This window comes from Luteibacter sp. 3190, from assembly GCF_031456385.1.
Taxonomy (GTDB): Bacteria; Pseudomonadota; Gammaproteobacteria; order Xanthomonadales; family Rhodanobacteraceae; genus Luteibacter.
The window spans coordinates 163,476-179,622 of record NZ_JAVDUO010000001.1 but is presented as its reverse complement, the minus strand read 5'-3'; the positions used below and the strand labels follow the sequence as shown (position 1 = coordinate 179,622).

At 64.3% G+C, this 16,147-nt stretch carries 12 protein-coding genes; 7 read left to right on the top strand and 5 right to left on the bottom strand.

Annotated elements, in window-relative coordinates; translation table 11 throughout:
• Positions 1–198: 198 nt before the first annotated feature.
• Positions 199–2,289, bottom strand: a complete 2,091-nt coding sequence (locus J2X58_RS00850) for a S9 family peptidase (protein WP_310045927.1) — start codon at positions 2,287–2,289, stop codon at positions 199–201.
• Between the two features lie 194 nt (positions 2,290–2,483).
• Between J2X58_RS00850 and J2X58_RS00845 the strand changes: the two genes are divergently transcribed.
• The 5 genes from J2X58_RS00845 (at position 2,484) to J2X58_RS00825 (ending at position 9,014) form a co-directional block, all read left to right on the top strand.
• Positions 2,484–2,936 (top strand): pilin, encoded by a 453-nt coding sequence (locus J2X58_RS00845; protein WP_310045926.1) that lies wholly within the window; start codon positions 2,484–2,486, stop codon positions 2,934–2,936.
• Between the two features lie 289 nt (positions 2,937–3,225).
• The gene (locus J2X58_RS00840) at positions 3,226–3,678 is read left to right on the top strand and encodes a pilin (protein WP_310045925.1); all 453 of its coding nucleotides are present in this window, start codon (positions 3,226–3,228) and stop codon (positions 3,676–3,678) included.
• Between the two features lie 103 nt (positions 3,679–3,781).
• Positions 3,782–5,779, top strand: a complete 1,998-nt coding sequence (locus tag J2X58_RS00835; protein ID WP_310045924.1) for a tetratricopeptide repeat protein — start codon at positions 3,782–3,784, stop codon at positions 5,777–5,779.
• Entirely contained in the window at positions 5,776–7,737 is a 1,962-nt protein-coding gene (locus J2X58_RS00830) for a hypothetical protein (RefSeq protein ID WP_310045923.1), read from the top strand. Before J2X58_RS00835 ends, J2X58_RS00830 begins: the two co-directional genes overlap by 4 nt.
• Positions 7,737–9,014 (top strand): lipopolysaccharide biosynthesis protein, encoded by a 1,278-nt coding sequence (locus J2X58_RS00825; protein WP_310045921.1) that lies wholly within the window; start codon positions 7,737–7,739, stop codon positions 9,012–9,014. The genes J2X58_RS00830 and J2X58_RS00825 overlap by 1 nt, the downstream gene beginning before the upstream one ends.
• Here the strand turns inward: J2X58_RS00825 and J2X58_RS00820 are convergent.
• Genes J2X58_RS00820 through J2X58_RS00805 form a run of 4 tightly spaced genes read right to left on the bottom strand, consistent with a single transcriptional unit; the run spans position 9,000 to position 12,804 of the window.
• Positions 9,000–10,031 carry a glycosyltransferase family 4 protein gene (locus J2X58_RS00820; protein WP_310045919.1) on the bottom strand — a complete coding sequence of 344 codons (1,032 nt, stop codon included), beginning with the start codon at positions 10,029–10,031 and terminating at the stop codon, positions 9,000–9,002. The genes J2X58_RS00825 and J2X58_RS00820 overlap by 15 nt on opposite strands.
• Positions 10,018–10,806, bottom strand: a complete 789-nt coding sequence (locus tag J2X58_RS00815; protein WP_310045918.1) for a class I SAM-dependent methyltransferase — start codon at positions 10,804–10,806, stop codon at positions 10,018–10,020. Before J2X58_RS00815 ends, J2X58_RS00820 begins: the two co-directional genes overlap by 14 nt.
• Positions 10,803–11,921, bottom strand: a complete 1,119-nt coding sequence (locus tag J2X58_RS00810; RefSeq protein WP_310045917.1) for a glycosyltransferase family 4 protein — start codon at positions 11,919–11,921, stop codon at positions 10,803–10,805. The genes J2X58_RS00815 and J2X58_RS00810 overlap by 4 nt, the downstream gene beginning before the upstream one ends.
• A gap of 22 nt (positions 11,922–11,943) precedes the next feature.
• Positions 11,944–12,804, bottom strand: coding sequence for a glycosyltransferase (locus J2X58_RS00805; protein ID WP_310045916.1), 861 nt, complete (start codon positions 12,802–12,804; stop codon positions 11,944–11,946).
• A gap of 172 nt (positions 12,805–12,976) precedes the next feature.
• On the opposite strand from J2X58_RS00805, the gene pilB reads away from it, so the two are divergent.
• Together pilB and J2X58_RS00795 are read left to right on the top strand one after the other, a co-directional pair.
• On the top strand, positions 12,977–14,704 hold the full coding sequence (gene pilB, locus J2X58_RS00800; RefSeq protein ID WP_310045915.1) for a type IV-A pilus assembly ATPase PilB: 1,728 nt from the start codon (positions 12,977–12,979) through the stop codon (positions 14,702–14,704).
• A gap of 140 nt (positions 14,705–14,844) precedes the next feature.
• Entirely contained in the window at positions 14,845–16,110 is a 1,266-nt protein-coding gene (locus tag J2X58_RS00795; RefSeq protein WP_310045914.1) for a type II secretion system F family protein, read from the top strand.
• Positions 16,111–16,147 lie beyond the last annotated feature (37 nt).

The window sequence follows — 16,147 nt, the reverse complement described above, 5'->3', positions numbered from 1 at the left end:
ATGCACCAATAGCGGTATGTAGTCCTCCGCCTACAGCGTGCGACATTTTCGAGAACCAGATCGCACTTCGTGACGAATGTCCGAAGCGACTCGGATCCGCCTTGATCGGGATGGCCAAGAGAAGCTGGTTGTCCAAACAGTCCGCCCGACCAGATCACAAGAAAATGGCCGCATTGCGCGGCCATTTCGTCTTGCGGCTTATTTAGCGCCGGGAGCCGTCCACTCCTTCAGCCACGCGTTCACCGTTTCATGCCACTGCACGCTGTTCTGCGGCTTCAGCACCCAGTGGTTTTCGTCCGGGAAATGCAGGAGCTTGCTGGGGATGCCGCGGCGCTGCAGGGCGGTGAAGGCGCCCAGGCCCTGCGTGTCCGGGATGCGGAAATCCTTGCCGCCGTGGATGACGAGCATCGGCACGCGCCAGTCCTTGACGTGGTTGACCGGATTGAAGCGCTCGTAGTTTTCCGGATGGTCGTACTGCGTGCCGCCGTTTTCCTTTTCCTCGAACCAGAGTTCGTCGGTGTCGTAGTACATGGCGCGCGCGTCGAAGACGCCGTCGTGGTCGACGAAGCACTTCCACGGCTGGTTCCAGTTGCCGGCCATCCAGTAGACCATGTAGCCGCCGTAGCTCGCGCCGAGCGCGCACGCCCGGTTGCCGTCGAGGAACTTGTACTTCGACAGCGCGTCGCTCCAGCCCGCCTTGAGGTCTTCCAGCGGCTTGCCGCCCCAGTCGCCCGAGATGGATTCGGTGAACGCCTGGCCGTAGCCGGTGGAACCGTGGAAGTTGACGGTGACCACCGCGAAGCCCTGCCCCGCGTACGTCTGCGCGTTCCAGCGATAGCTCCAGCTGTTCGTCATCGCGCCCTGCGGGCCACCATGGATGATGAACGCCACCGGATAGGTCTTGCCACGCTTGAAGCCGACCGGCTTCACGACGTAACCCTGCACCGTCTCGTTGTTCCAGCCCTTGAAGGTGAAGAACTCGAAGTCGCCGACCTGCGCGCCCTCGAGGCGCTTCGCATTGAAGTGCGTGACCTGCTTCAGGCCCTTGCCCTTCAGGTCGGCGGTGTAGAGATCGGCCGGTCGCTTCAGATCGTCACGCGAAAGCAGGAACGTCTTGCTACCGGCGGAGAAAGCACCCACTGAACCGTCGGTCACCAGCATCGTGGCCTTACCGGTCGCCACGTCGACGGCGAACAGCGGATGCTGGCCATTGTCGTCGGTGGTCGTGTAGAGCGTCTTGCCATCGGCCGACACCTGCAGCGCGCCCGCGGAGCGGTCCCACGACGGGTCGACCTCGCGCTTCGCACCCGTGGCGATATCCATGGCCATGATGGCGAAGCGGTCGGCTTCCGAGCCGGGCTCCTTCATCGCCGTATAGAAGAGTGTCTTGCCGTCCGGCGACACGAGCGGGTTCGCGTCCCACGCCAGATTGTCGGCGGTGAGGTTCTTCGGCTCGGCCGATCCGTCGGCCGGCACGCTGAAGATGTCGAAATTGGTCGACCACGGTTCGGTCTTACCGGCGATGCGCGCGTCGAAGTACACCGTCCGGCCGTCCGGCGAGAACGAGAACTCGTCGTCGCCACCGAACGGCTTGCTCGGGACGTCGCCGTCGATGCCGCGGCTCAGCAGCAGCGGCTGGGAGGCGGCCGTGGCGTCGGCGATGTAGAGCTGCGCGCGGCGGCCGTCGCTCCAGGTATCCCAATGGCGGACGAAGAGCTTGTCGTACACCGTGCCGGACGCCTTGTCCTTCTCGCGGCCATCCAGCCGCTCCTTCGTGCAGGCCAGGTCGGCGCAGTCGGTGAAGACGTCGTACGTGAGCAGCAGTTTCGAGCCGTCGGGCGAGAGCTTGAACGCGTTGACGTCGAGAGGGCCGTCGGTCACCGCCTCTCCGGTACGGACGGTCAGCGACAGGCCCTTGCCCGACGCGTCGGCGTCGAACGCGCGATGCCAGACCTGCGCGGTGCCGTCCTTCGCCGCGACGTAATAGATGGACTTGCCATCCGGGGCCCAACGCGCCGAGGAACCTTTCTCGACGATCTTGACTGGCTGCGGCGGCTTGTTGAGGTCCAGCACGTAGAGCGACGTGACGCCCTTGTTCGCCGCGTAATCCGTGGCGCGCACGGAGAATAGCGCGTAACGCCCGTCCGGCGAGAGCTGCGGATCGCTCACGCGATCCATCATGACCAGGTCGCGGATGGAGAACGGATGCGGAGCGGTGCTGTCGGCGTCGGCGGCCATCACGGGACCGGCCGCCAGCGCGAGGGCCAGCGCGGCGAAGAGGGGTTTCATGTCGGTGGAGCTCCCTTGGGAATGCAGGGAGGGACGGTAAGGGGTGGCGTGGGCGACTGCAAGCAGGGCGTTTTCCGGTGCCTCCCGGGAAATCGGTGACCGTGGTCACGTTTGGACGGCCATACGAAGCCCGTGCACCGGCGGTGGTACGGATCGTGCTCCGCCCCGCTCACATTCCGCCAAGACCCCTACTCATGCGACCGACCAAGCGCGCCAGCGGCTTTACCCTCATCGAGCTGATGATCGTCGTGGCGATCATCGCCATCCTCGCCGCGATCGCCATCCCCGCCTACCAGGACTACACGGTCCGGGCGCAGGTCTCCGAAGGCATCAGTCTGTCGACAGGGGCGAAGACCGCGATCTGGGATTTCTTCGCGGACAACGGGCGCCTTCCGCGAAGCAACACGTCGGCGGGTCTCTTCAGCAGCACGTCGATCGCAGGCACGTACGTGTCCGAGGTGGCGATCGTCGATACCGGCGTGATCAAGGTCTCCTTCGACACCGAAAAGGCCAACACGCATGTGCGCCAGACGACCATCCAGCTGTCGCCGGTCACGACGCAGGGCAGCATCGTCTGGGTGTGCCGCAGCGACGATATGCCGGACCGCTACCTGCCGACCGTGTGCCGAAAAACCACGGCCAACTGACGCGAAATGTCACATTGTGACGCGCTACGTCATGACGTAGCTTACTGAATATCGGTAATTTTTCGCAGTTGCCGACAGCCGTGACAAACTGCACAATTCCGGCGCCAGTAATATGAGGGAATACGCAACGTCGGCACTGGCACGCAAGATGCAGTCGACTCAGCGAGCTTCCTGGTCGTTCCTGACCACGTGAGTGCGAATGGGGGCCGGACCCTTCCTAGGGGGTTTCGGAGCCGGGGCTCAGGGGGCATCACAAACGGTTAGCTAACCACCTTTAACAGGACACACCATGAAGAACGTGCAGAAGGGCTTCACCCTCATCGAACTGATGATCGTGGTCGCGATCATCGCGATCCTCGCCGCGATCGCCATCCCGGCCTACCAGGACTACACCATCCGCTCGCAGGTCTCGGAAGGCCCGGTCCTCGCCGACGGCGCCAAGACGGCCGTTGCCGAGTTCTTCCAGAACACCGGTCGCATGCCTGCCGGCAACGAGTCCGCCGGTCTCGCTCCGGCTGATTCGATCAAGGGCCAGTATGTCACCCAGGTTGAAGTGGTCGATGGCCTGATTACGGCGACCTACGGCGGCCCGAAGGCCAGCAAGCGCATCGGTACCGACGCGAAGCTGGACCTCTCGCCGATCACTACGCAGGGCAGCATCACCTGGATCTGCAAGCCGAACGGCACGTCGATCAAGGCGAACTACCTGCCGCAGAATTGCCGCAGCACCGCCGCCAACTAAGCGGGCGCCGCAGGTTTGAGAGAAGGAGCCGCGAAAGCGGCTCCTTTTTTATTTTCCGGCGTGCCACCATGCCGGGCCCGGAATCCGGAACAGAACGAACGCGATGCCCAAGCACCTCAAGCCCGCGCCCGTCGCCATGCTGCTTGTCCTCGTGCTGACGTGGATCGCTTATCGTCCGGGCCTGTCCGGCCCCTTCCTGTTCGACGACTTCGCGAATCTGCCCGCCCTGGGGGCGACCGGCCCCGTTCACGACTTTCCGTCGTTCGCGCGCTACGTCACCTCCGGCATCGCGGATCCGACGGGGAGGCCCGTCGCGCTTGTCAGCTTTTTGATCGATGCGCAGGACTGGCCAGCCGACCCGCTGCCCTTCAAGCGAACCAACATCCTGATCCACCTGTTCAACGGGGTCTTGCTCTTCTTGCTGCTGCGCAGCCTCGGCACGCTGGGCATCGCGCGACCCGGTACGTCGACGCGGCGGACGGAACTTGCCGCCCTGTTCGCGTCCGCCGCCTGGCTCGTGCATCCCTTGTTCGTGTCGACGACGCTTTACGTCGTGCAGCGCGAAGCGATGCTTCCCGCGACCTTCGTGCTGATTGGCCTGCTCGGCTGGCTGCACGGGCGCGAATGGATCATTCGTGAGGCGACGCGACGCGGCATCCTGCTCGCGTCAGGCTCGATCGCCGCGTGCACGGCGCTTGCCGTCCTATCCAAGGCGAATGGCATTCTGCTTCCGGTGTTCGTGCTCGTCATCGAATTCGGGCTGCTCGCCCATCGTCGCCCCATTGCCGGAAGAAGCGACGCATACCGATGGCTGATCGGCGTCTGCCTCGTCATTTCCGCTATGGTCTTTGGCGCTCTGCTCTACCTCGGCGCCCACGGCATCTTGCATGGCATCGGTACGCAGCGGCCGTGGTCGCTGGGGCAGCGACTGCTCACGGAACCAAGGGTGATCTGGGACTATCTCCGCCTCCTCTGGCTCCCCCGTCCCTTCTCGGCAGGGGTCTTCAACGACCAGTTCGTGCCGTCGACATCCTTGCTCCGTCCCTTGAGCACGCTCCCCGCATTCCTGGGAATCGGAGGACTGGCGGCTGCGGGCATATGGCTGCGCCGACGCAAGCCTGCACTTTCCACGGCCATCCTGTTCTTTCTCGTCGGACACCTGGTCGAGTCGACAACGATTCCGCTCGAGCTCTACTTCGAGCATCGCAACTATCTTCCGGCGCTCCTCCTGTTCTGGCCTCTCGGTTTGTGGCTTGCCGACGTTCCGTCAGGCACGTCGCGATCCGTCGCGTTCCCGGACGTGGCGCGCGCGAGCATGGCGATCGCCGCGATCGCAGGACTGGCGTGGATGACGCACGCCAACGCGACCGTGTGGGGTAACGGCCGTGAACAGGCGTTGCTCTGGGCCGCGCTCAATCCGGCGTCACCCCGCGCGCAGGTCAACGCCGCCCAGGCAGAGATGAGCAGCGGCCACCCTGAGGCGGCGGTGGCCCGGCTTACGCCGCTCCTGCGCCAGAAGCCTTCCGAAATCCAGCTCGCGCTCAACATGCTCGCGGCACGATGCGCCGCAGGGTCTCTTCGCGACAGCGATCTGGTGGCCGCAAGGGTAGCGCTTCAGACCGCGAGGGACCCCGGCACACTGCTCGTCTCCTGGTTCGGCCGAGCGATCGACCAGGCACGGACCGCGCCCTGCCAAGGGTTAGACCTGCCCGCTATTGAAGGGCTCGCCGAAGCCGGCGCCGGCAATACCATCTTTTCCGATGGACGAAGGCAGGACCTCGCGCACATCCAGGGCCTGATCGCATTGGAGCGACGCGACGCGCGACGCGCCCTCGAGGCCTTCGACCGCGCGCTCATGTTCGACCCCCGCCCCGGCATCGCGCTCGAGCAGGCTGCGATGCTGGGCTCCGCCGGGTATCCTCGGGCCGGGCTGGACCATCTGTTCACGTTCGACACCTTGCCTGCTCCGCCTCATCCGGGGGCAGGCATGCCATACATTCACGCATGGGTCCTCGACCGACAAGATTACTGGGCAAACGAGCGCACTCACCTGGAACACACGCTCCGCACCGACCTGCATGACGGCGAGAAGAATCCTTGAATCGACACACGTTGCCTGACCTCGCACGACGCCCATGGCTGATCGTCATCGCAGGCATGCTGTTTGCTGCCCTGCTCTACACCCCCGGCCTCACCGGCGGCTGGCTCTTCGACGACTACCCCAACATCGTCGACAATCGCGGCGTCCAACCGGCGGACCACGACATGGCGAGCCTCGTCAGGGCCGCGCTGTCGTCACCGTCGAGCGATTTCAAGCGCCCTCTCGCGTCGCTCAGCTTCGCGCTCAACTACCTCGTCTCGGGGCTCAATCCGCCCGCGATGAAGGCCACCAACCTGGCGATCCACCTCGTCAACGGCCTTCTGGCGTTCCTGCTGCTGCGCGTCGTGATCCGGACGGCTCGTCGGCGCGAGGACGCCAGCGCGGATCGTCTCGCGGCTATGGTGGCCGGTGGATGGATGTTGCTCTCGATCAACCTGACGTCGGTGCTCTACGTCGTCCAGCGCATGGAGAGCCTCGCCAACGCGTTCGTGCTCGGCGGCCTGCTCGCGTATGTGCACGGCCGGCGGCGCATGCTCGAAGGCCGGCCGGGGATCGTCCTCTGCATCGCAGGCGTGATCCTCGGTACGGGCATCGGGGCGCTCGCCAAGGAGACGGCGGTCATGCTGCCGCTGTACGCGCTTTTCGCGGAAGTCATCCTTTTTCGCTGGCAGCGTATCGGGCCCGAAGGCGCGCGCAAGGACAGGCGGCTCATCGCGTTCTTCCTGATCGTGCTCGCGCTTCCGCTCTGCGTCGGCGGCGCGTGGCTCGCGCCTACCCTGCTCGACCCGCGCACCTGGGCGACGCGCACGTTCACGCTCTCGACCCGGCTGCTTTCGGAAGGGCGCATCGTCGTCGACTACATCGTCTGGACGCTGTTTCCCACGCCCGAAGGGCTTTCGTTCTATCACGACGACTTCGCCATCTCGACCGGCCTGTTCACGCCCTGGACCACGGCGGCGAGTATCGCCGTGCTGGCCGGTCTTGCGGTTTTCGCCGTCGCGGTCCGGGCACGCATGCCGCTCGTCGCGCTGGGCATTGCCTGGTACCTCGGCTGCCACCTGCTCACGGGCACCGTCCTGCCGCTGGAGCTCGTCTACGAGCATCGCAACTACTTCGCGAGCCTCGGCGTGCTACTCGCCGCCTTCGACGGCGTACCGAGGATCCTGACCCGCTTGCACGTCCGTCGCTTCGTGCTGGTCGCCATCGCGGCGCTCTTCTTCGTCTGGCAAGGCGGACTGACGCTACTCACCGCGCAATCGTGGGGCGACCCGCTCGCACTGGCGCGCGAGTTCGCCTACCGCGGCCCATCGTCCCCGCGAGCGCAATACGAACTCGGGCGCACCTACATCATCTACTCCCGTTACGATCCCGCATCGCCTTACCCGGCCCTCGCGACCACCGCACTGGAGAAAGCGGCGGCGCTGCCCGGCTCATCCATCCTGCCGGAGCAGGCGCTGATCTTCATGAACTCGCGCATGCACCGGCCGATCGATCCGGCGTGGTGGAAAAGCATGGTGGCGAAGCTACGCGCGCGCCCGCCGGCCGTCCAGGACGAGAGCGCGCTGGATGCATTGGCAGCCTGTCTCAGAGACAAGGCCTGCGATTTTCCCGCGCAGGATCTTCTTGACGCGTATCTGGCGTCCCTGGAGCACCCGCGACCTAGCGCGCGACTCCTCGGGATGTATGCGAATTTCGCGTGGAGCTCGCTCAACGATCGTAGGTTAGCGCTACGGGTCCAAGGAAATGCGATCGCGGCCGCACCCCGCGAGGCGGCTTATCGAATCGGTTTCGTGCGCATGGCGACGCTCTCAGGGGATTTTAATGGTGCTCGCGAACAGCTCGGCAAGCTAAGAATGATGAACATCGGTGGCGAGCTTGATCACGATATCGATAACCTCGATTCGGGCCTTCGTGATGCTGAGCGCAGTGCCGTCGATAATCCGCTTCGCTCCGAATGATGAAAAGCGATCTCGCTCGCAGCAGCTTTCGTACTGGCGGAGTGCTGGTGTTGCGGCTTTTCTCTCTCGCGGCGAGCCTGGTGCTTACGACCAGAATCCTCGGCCCGGTGGAGTACGGCGCCTACGTCGCTACGGCTTCGCTCGCTGTAGTCCTCGGCATCATTCCCAACCTCGGGTCGGGATATCTGCTGATGGCACGGGCGAGCAAGGAAGTAGACGCCGCAGGCGATACATGGCGCTACGGGTGGCCACTGACGCTCGTGATCGGCAGTGTGCTTGGCGGCCTCTTCGTTATCACAGCTTCGGCACTGACGTCCGGAGCAATCGGGTGGCTGAGTCTCACTGTAATGGCCGCGGCCGAGCTGATCCTGATTCCACTGGTATACCTGCTTGGATTCCTCTTGCAGGCCGGTCATCGGGTTGCCACAGGCCAGCTTGTCACATGGATGCCCATCGGCTTTCGTGTCGCCGCCGCGTCTGCCTGTCTGATAAACCCTCGCTGGCATGGGATCGACGCGTTTATCGTTAGCCAAGCGCTGGGCGCGCTGTTTGGCTTGGGGTGCGCGCTGGGATTAACGTCGAGACTCGTCGCATTACCTTGGCTGCCTCGTCCACCCACGCGAGGAGAACTCACCAAAGGCGCCTCGTACGCCGCGATGCACGTGGTCTCCGCGAATCCTGCAGAGGTGGACAAGATCCTCGCCCCTATCCTGCTGGGCGAGCATCTCGCTGGAATCTACTCGGCTGCGTCGCGCGTGATGGGGGCGATGATCACGCCGATCGCCGCGGTACTTCTCGCCTCGCAGCCTCGGCTTTTTGCACACGCAGGAGAGCCGACAGCTGACGGACACAGGCTTCTGATCGCCCTGGCCCGACTGGCGGCGATCCTTGGCGTCATCAGCATGGCGATTCTTGCAGCGTGCGCGCCATTGGTAACGCTGCTGTTCGGTGCCTCCTACGCCGAGACCGCGGCGCTTCTGCCTTGGACCGCAGCTGCTGTTCCTTTTCTTTGCCTGCGTCTCGCCGCCGGCACGGTCCTCGTTGCGCTAGGCAAGCCACTCGAGCGCCTCACGTTTGAACTCTGTGGGATCCTTTTGCTTATACCTCTGCTCTGGATCGGAGCACACGCAGGAAACATCGTAGGAATGACCCTTGGGCTGACGATCGCCGAGGCAAGCATGGCCGGGACGGGGTGGATGCGTATAAGGCAGATCGAGAGGCACACCTTACGCATGGCCCAGAACACGCAGGGCGCGTCAGGATCAGGTAGCCCGTAGCAGCTCGCGGTAGACGCTGATATAAGCCTGCACGGCCCTCGCCTCCGAGAAATACTCGATGGCACGGATGCGCCCCGCTTCACCGAGCCGCCGTCGTAGCGCGGGATCGAGCAAGGCGCGAGCATGAGCGGCCAGCCGTTCCACGTCATTCACCGGAGCGAGCAACGCCGTTACTCCGTCGACACAGACTTCAGCGGTGCCCGTGCTATCGAATCCGATGACGGGCAAGCCGCATGCCATGGCTTCAAGCGCGACATAACCGAAGGCCTCGTAACGCGTGGGCACGACGACGACATCGGCGCCGGCATATGCCGCTCTCATGCCAGACGGCGGCAGCCGAGCGAGCTGCCGGATATTTCCCACCGCCATCGTCGACGGGAACTCTCGGCGCAGGCCACCCAGACAATCGATTTCAGCGAACTGCACAACGCGTGATGCGAGCTCTGGCAGAACATCGGCGCCCTTCCAGCGCGACGGATTCCCCACGAAAAGGAGGCGCAACGGTCCGCCACCGCCACGTAGATAAGACGCGCGAGGATAGAACTGCTCGTGATCCACCCAGTTATGAATGACTCGCGGACGCGTGCCGATGTCGGCCTCCATGGCGTCCGCGGTGTGTTCACTCACCGCGACCACCGCGTCGGCACGCTTCAGGGACGCACGCATCGAACGGTACAGAACAACGTTGTGGTACAGCACCTTTTGCAGAGAGCGTTGCGGCAGGAAGGCCGGATGACGAATGTACTGGTGCTCCGTCACGACCAACGGCGCGTCGCGTCCCGCCAGTGCGTGACCAAGCGTGCTTCCGGTGTGAATGATGTCGACACCGGCCGGAGTCGGCACACGGCGAACGATGTCGGGAAAAAACTCGGTACTGTGTCTGAACCACTGCAGGATCGGATCGTGGCCCGCTCTCTTCAATGCCGCCGCGAGCCGCTCGGTGAAGACGTCCGATCCGCTACCCGCTCGAATGGCAGGAAGCCAGACTCTGAGCGGTCTATCGTCAGAGATCGACATCGACCACCGCACCTCGAACACCGACACGCGTCGCAAGGCGAGCCTCATCGTGCGCCAGCAGATAGATATGCGTGGGAATCGCACTCTCCAATGTGCTGAGGACGCGATCCGGCATCGCGTGGAGTATCCGCGCGAGGGGTCCTTTATCGCCCTCGATGGCCAACGTCGCCCTGAATCCACTGACCGAAATGTTCCGGTAGGAAAGGCCCGCCTCGCGTGCAAGTTCCTCGAGTTCGCGCCGTTCGAGAGGTTCGCAATCGTAGTAGTCGCCCCGGCCGCGCAGCCGTAGGTACGGCGTCCTCAGCCGGTGGGGAAGCCAGCTCAGGAATCGCAGTCGGTAATGCGGCTCGACCAACATCCAGCGATTCGGCACCGCCAGGTACACGATTCCGCCCGGTTTCAACACGCGCCGCAGCTCTCGAAGATGGCTGACCTGCTGCGCACGGTCGCCAACGTGTTCGATCACGTGATTGCTGATGACCACGTCGAAGCTGTCATCGCCAAAAGGGAGGAGGACGTCGTCGACCCTGGTGAAACGATAGCCGTCGTGCAGAAGCCGCGAGTCGACCACATCGACGGCGTCGACGTCGACCTTGATGCCGGGAAGATGCGCGAAGTAATGAGCAATGCCGCCGGAGCCGGTACCGACCTCGAGCAACGATACGGGAGACGACATGCGCCGGATGCCCGTGAGCATCGCGATCTTCTCCGCTTTCTGGCCACGGGACGGCAGGTCGAGGACAGCATGCGGCTGGCGATGGAACCCGTCGTTCATACCTTGCTCGCGCCCCCTATCGCATCGCGCACTGCAACGCCGAAGCGGTCCCAGCTGAAACCTGCGGCAAACTCCCTGCAGGCGTCTCCCAGTCGCGCCCTGCCATCGGTCACGAGCGAGATCGTGGCCTCGGCGAATCCGGCGTAGTCGCCTGCCGGAATCAGTCGTCCGGAGACCCCTTCGCTCACGGCATCGGTCACGCCGCCAACGGCGAAGGCAACGGTCGGCAGGCCCTGCGTGGCCGATTCGATGGCGACCATTCCAAACCCTTCGATATCGCCCGGCACCTCGCGCACCGGAAAGACGTGCACGTCGCTGGATGCATACGCATCCGTCAGTTCCGCTTCCGATACGGGGCCGAGCAAGACGACATGTGCTTCGAGTCCCGTTTTCCGAATGGCCCGCTCGACCCTGTCGCGCATTCCCCGCGCGCCCTTCGTCAACGCGTCCGGTGCGTCGTCGCCGATCACGACGAGCCTGGCTTCCGGGATCTTTGCCACGACCCGCGGCAGGACGTGCTCGATGAAGAGATCCAGCCCCTTTCGTTCGGTGATGCGACCTACGGACAGCAGCACCTTGGCTCCGTCGATGCCATGTCGCCGATGGAAGGCGCCTGTCGCCGGTATCTGGGCGGTGTCCGCACCAGGATTGACGACGACGAGGCGATCCGGGTGGATTCCGGCCTGACGCGCAAGCGTGGCAGTCGCTCGACTATTACAGATGCAAAGCCGGGCGCGTCGAATCAAGGGAATCCAGATTCGTTGATAGATCGAATGTCCGACGACGATGTCGAGCCCATGCAGGTAGAGGGCCGACCGCCCTCCGGACACCAGGGCGGCGATCCGAACGATCGGCGCGACGAGGCCGCTCCCCCCGAGAATCACCCGAGGCCTGCGGCGAAGGGCGATGGTGACGGACTTGAACAAGGCCCATAGAAGAAACAAGGCCACGTTCGAGGTCGGCGCCTCGTGGACGCGAGTCGAGCCGCCGAGGAATGCCGAACAACCGAGTGGACCGACAAGATCGACTTCGTACCGCTCGGCCAGCTCGCTTGCCATGTGGGCGTTCAGACGCTCCATGCCACCCCGAAGCGGCGGCATGTTCCGCGTCACCATGAGAAGGCGCTCCGCAGGCATTTCAGTTTCGGTCAGTCGGCCGGTACGTCAGCGACGTGATCTGCTCCGAGACCAACCCGATCAGGAAGACGATGACTGCCGCGCTCCACATGAGCGTGCTCATGTTGGTGAGCCGCCCGTCCGTGAGGAACGTCCTCGCATAGTTGAGGCAGCCCAGGACGAAGAACAGTGCGCTGACCGGCACGAACAGCTTCAACGGCGAATACAACGTCGCGATCTTGAAAATGATCAACAAGAACCGAACGCCGTCCTTCAACGGCTTGATGTGGCTCTTGCCCACCCGCTCCGCCGCCTTGATCGGTTCGTAGGCCACGCCGTAGGCGCTGCGGAAGAACGCCATGGTGCTCGTGGTCGGATAGGAAAAGCCGTTGGGCAGCAAATGGATGAACTCGCGGAAGCGGCTGGCGCGCGCCACGCGAAAGCCGGAGGTCAGGTCCGCCACCGTCTGCCCGGTCATGCGGCTCGCCAGCCAGTTGTAGAGCGTGTTGGCCAGGCCGCGGCCGACGCCCGCCTGGCTTTCCCAGTCGCGGGCACCCACGACCATGTCGTAGCCCTGTTCCAGGCGGGACACGAGCCGGGCGATGTCGGCGGGGTCGTGCTGGCCGTCGCCGTCCATGAATACGAGGATGTCGCCCGTCGCGGCGCGGGCGCCGCGCTTGATGGCGGCACCGTTACCCATCGAGTAGGGCGACGAGAGGCAGGTGACGCCCGCGGCGGCGCAGACCGCCCGGGTGTCGTCGGTCGATCCGTCGTCGACCACGATGATTTCCGCCCCGGGCTGGGCGGCGGTCAGGCGGGGCAACAGGTCTTTCAATGCGGCCGCCTCGTTCTTGGCGGGCAGGATGATACTGATACGGCTCAAGATATGTCCCCCGTGGTCGTTGAATCATAAGGGATATCGGGTCCATGAGACGAGACGGGCGGCGCAGACGGCGATGCCGTGAAGGGCACGCCCCCGTTCACGGGCGCTGCGCGTGACCTGACCCATTATCTGGAGTAGATTCAGCCGCGTATCTCGGGGAAACGGGTCTTTCATGGCTTCTCAAATGCATACGCCGATGCTGGCGGGTCTCACGGGCATGGCACGACGGCTCGTGACGGAGAACGTCCTGGCGGAGGCCGACGTTCGCAAAGCCGTGCAGGACGCCGCGGAAAAACGCGTTTCGCTATCGGCGTGGCTGGTCGACCACAACCTGGTCGACAGCAACAAGCTTTCCCAGGTCGCGTCCGCCGAATTCGGGATGCCGCTGATGGACATCGCCGGCATGGCGCCCGCCAACATGCCGCTGGACCTCGTGACGGAAGCGCTCGTCACGAAGCACCAGGCGCTCCCGCTGTTCAAGCGCGGCAAGCGGCTGTTCGTCGGCATCGCCGACCCGATGCAGTCGCACGCGCTGGACGAGATCAAGTTCCACTCCAACCACATGGTCGAGCCGGTGCTGGTCGAGCGCGGCCAGCTGCGCCGGATCATCGATTCCGCGCTTTCGGCCATGTCCGCCAACGTTCCCGGATTCGACGACGGCGGCCTGGACGAACTCGCGCTGGAAGGCGGCGACGAAGATGGCGACGGCGCGACGGGCATCGACGCCAACGCCAACGACGACGCTCCCGTCGTCAAGTTCGTCAACAAGATCCTGGTCGACGCGATCAAGCGCGGCGCCTCGGATATCCATTTCGAGCCATTCGAGACGGTCTACCGCGTCCGCCTGCGCATGGACGGCATCCTGCGCATCGTCGCCACGGCGCCGATCAAGCTGGGTACGCGCATCGCCTCGCGCATCAAGGTGATGAGCGGCCTCGACATCGCCGAGCGCCGCGTCCCGCAGGACGGCCGCATCAAGCTCAATCTCACGAAAACCCGCGCGATCGACTTCCGCGTGAGCACGCTGCCGACGCTGTTCGGCGAGAAGATCGTGCTGCGTATCCTCGACGGTTCGTCGGCCAAGCTCGGCATCGACAAGCTGGGCTACGAGGAAGTGCAGAAGAAGCTCTACCTCGATGCGATCGAAAAACCTTACGGCATGGTCCTGGTCACCGGCCCGACGGGCTCGGGTAAGACCGTCTCGCTGTATACGGCCCTGAACATCCTGAACATCGAGGGCCGCAACATCTCCACGGTCGAAGATCCGGTCGAAATCCGCGTGGAGGGCATCAACCAGGTCCAGCAGAACGTGAAGCGCGGCATGACCTTCGCGGCCGCCCTGCGTTCGTTCCTGCGCCAGGATCCCGATGTGATCATGGTCGGCGAGATCCGCGACCTCGAAACGGCGGAAATCGCCGTGAAGGCGGCGCAGACCGGCCACATGGTGCTGTCCACGCTGCACACGAACGACGCGCCCCAGACCATCTCGCGCCTGATGAACATGGGCATCGCGCCCTACAACATCACCTCGTCCGTCACCCTGATCATCGCCCAGCGCCTCGCCCGGCGCCTGCACGACTGCAAGCGGCAGATCTCGCTGCCGCCGGCGGCCCTGCTCGCCGAAGGCTTCACGCAGGACGAGGTCGACGCCGGCATCACGCTGTACGAGGCCGTGGGCTGCGACAGCTGCAACGAGGGCTACAAGGGCCGCGTGGGCATCTATCAGGTCATGCCGATGGTCGAGGAGATCCAGAAGATCGTCCTCGAGGGCGGCAACGCCCTGCAGATCGCCGAGGTGGCGAAGGCGGCCGGCATCAACGACCTGCGGGCCTCGGCCCTGCTGAAGGTCCGCAACGGCGTCACCAGCCTCGCCGAGATCAACCGGGTGACCAAGGACTGATCCACCCGGGCGCCGGCCGTGTGAAGATGTGCGCCAGACGGCAGAAAGGCACGGGCCCCAGCCGTCACACTAGAATAAGAGCGAGGGGCCGCCCGGGAGGGCCGGCCCACTGAAGCATCCACCGGGGGGAACACCGCGTCATGGCTACTGCCACCGCCACGAAGAACGCGCGCGCCGTAGGCGCGGCGCGAGCGCAAGTCAACAAGCTGGTCATGTACGACTGGACCGCCCTCGACAAGCGCGGCAAGCGCATGAAGGGCGAGATGCCCGCCAAGAACGCGGCCCTCGTGAAGGCGGAGCTCCGCCGCCAGGGCATGAATCCCCAGACGGTCCGCGAGCGCGCCAAGCCGCTGTTCGGGTCCGGCGGCAGCACGGTGAAGCCGAAGGACGTGGCGATCTTCAGCCGACAGATCGCCACCATGATGGCGTCGGGTGTCCCGATGGTTCAGGCGTTCGAGATCATCTCGAACGGCCAGAAGAACGTGCGCTTCAAGAACATGCTGACGGAAGTGAAAGCTTCCATCGAAGGCGGCTCGGCGCTCCACGAGGCGCTCGCGCTGTATCCCGTCCAGTTCGACGAGCTCTATCGCAACCTTGTCCACGCCGGTGAATCGGCGGGCGTGCTCGATACCGTCCTGGAAACGGTGGCGACGTACAAGGAGCGCATGGAGAGCATCAAGGCCAAGATCAAGAAGGCCCTGTTCTATCCCATCATGGTGCTCGTCGTCGCGATGCTGGTCAGCATGATCCTGCTGCTGTTCGTCGTGCCCGTGTTCGAACAGACCTTCAAGGATGCCGGCGCCGAACTGCCCCTGCCGACGCAGATCGTGGTATCGGCGTCGCAGTTCATGCAGTCGTACTGGTGGCTGGTGATCGGCGTGATCGTCGGCAGCATCACCGCGCTGATCATGGCCAAGAAACGGTCGCCTAAATTCGCTCATCTGCTCGAGCGCATATCGCTCCGCCTGCCCGTCATGGGCAACATCCTGCGCCTTTCGGCGATCGCGCGATTCGCCCGCACCCTCGGCGTGACGTTCCACGCCGGTGTGCCCCTCGTGGAGGCGCTCGAGGCGGTGGCCGGCGCCACGGGCAGCGTCATCTACGGCGACGCCGTGATGCAGATGCGCGACGACATCGCCGTGGGCCACCAGCTGCAGCTCTCGATGCGCCAGACCGGCCTGTTCCCCAACATGGTGGTGCAGATGACCGCCATCGGTGAGGAATCCGGCTCGCTCGACCACATGCTGTTCAAGGTCGCCGAGTTTTACGAGGAAGAAGTCAGCAATGCGGTGGACAATCTCGCCACGCTGCTGGAGCCGCTGATCATGGTCATCCTCGGCGTGCTCGTCGGCGGCATGGTCGTCTCCCTCTACCTGCCCATCTTCAAGCTCGCCGGCACGGTCTGATTTTCGTCGCGCGCGAGGCACAATAAAGACCCTTCGC

Excerpts from the sequence above, each read along its gene's own strand:
- J2X58_RS00850 (WP_310045927.1), bottom strand. The coding sequence starts at position 2,289 with ATGAAACCCCTCTTCGCCGCGCTGGCCCTCGCGCTGGCGGCCGGTCCC.
- J2X58_RS00845 (WP_310045926.1), top strand. The coding sequence starts at position 2,484 with ATGCGACCGACCAAGCGCGCCAGCGGCTTTACCCTCATCGAGCTGATG.
- J2X58_RS00840 (WP_310045925.1), top strand. The coding sequence starts at position 3,226 with ATGAAGAACGTGCAGAAGGGCTTCACCCTCATCGAACTGATGATCGTG.
- J2X58_RS00835 (WP_310045924.1), top strand. The coding sequence starts at position 3,782 with ATGCCCAAGCACCTCAAGCCCGCGCCCGTCGCCATGCTGCTTGTCCTC.
- J2X58_RS00825 (WP_310045921.1), top strand. The coding sequence starts at position 7,737 with ATGAAAAGCGATCTCGCTCGCAGCAGCTTTCGTACTGGCGGAGTGCTG.
- J2X58_RS00820 (WP_310045919.1), bottom strand. The coding sequence starts at position 10,031 with ATGTCGATCTCTGACGATAGACCGCTCAGAGTCTGGCTTCCTGCCATT.
- J2X58_RS00815 (WP_310045918.1), bottom strand. The coding sequence starts at position 10,806 with ATGAACGACGGGTTCCATCGCCAGCCGCATGCTGTCCTCGACCTGCCG.
- J2X58_RS00810 (WP_310045917.1), bottom strand. The coding sequence starts at position 11,921 with ATGGTGACGCGGAACATGCCGCCGCTTCGGGGTGGCATGGAGCGTCTG.
- pilB (WP_310045915.1), top strand. The coding sequence starts at position 12,977 with ATGGCTTCTCAAATGCATACGCCGATGCTGGCGGGTCTCACGGGCATG.
- J2X58_RS00795 (WP_310045914.1), top strand. The coding sequence starts at position 14,845 with ATGGCTACTGCCACCGCCACGAAGAACGCGCGCGCCGTAGGCGCGGCG.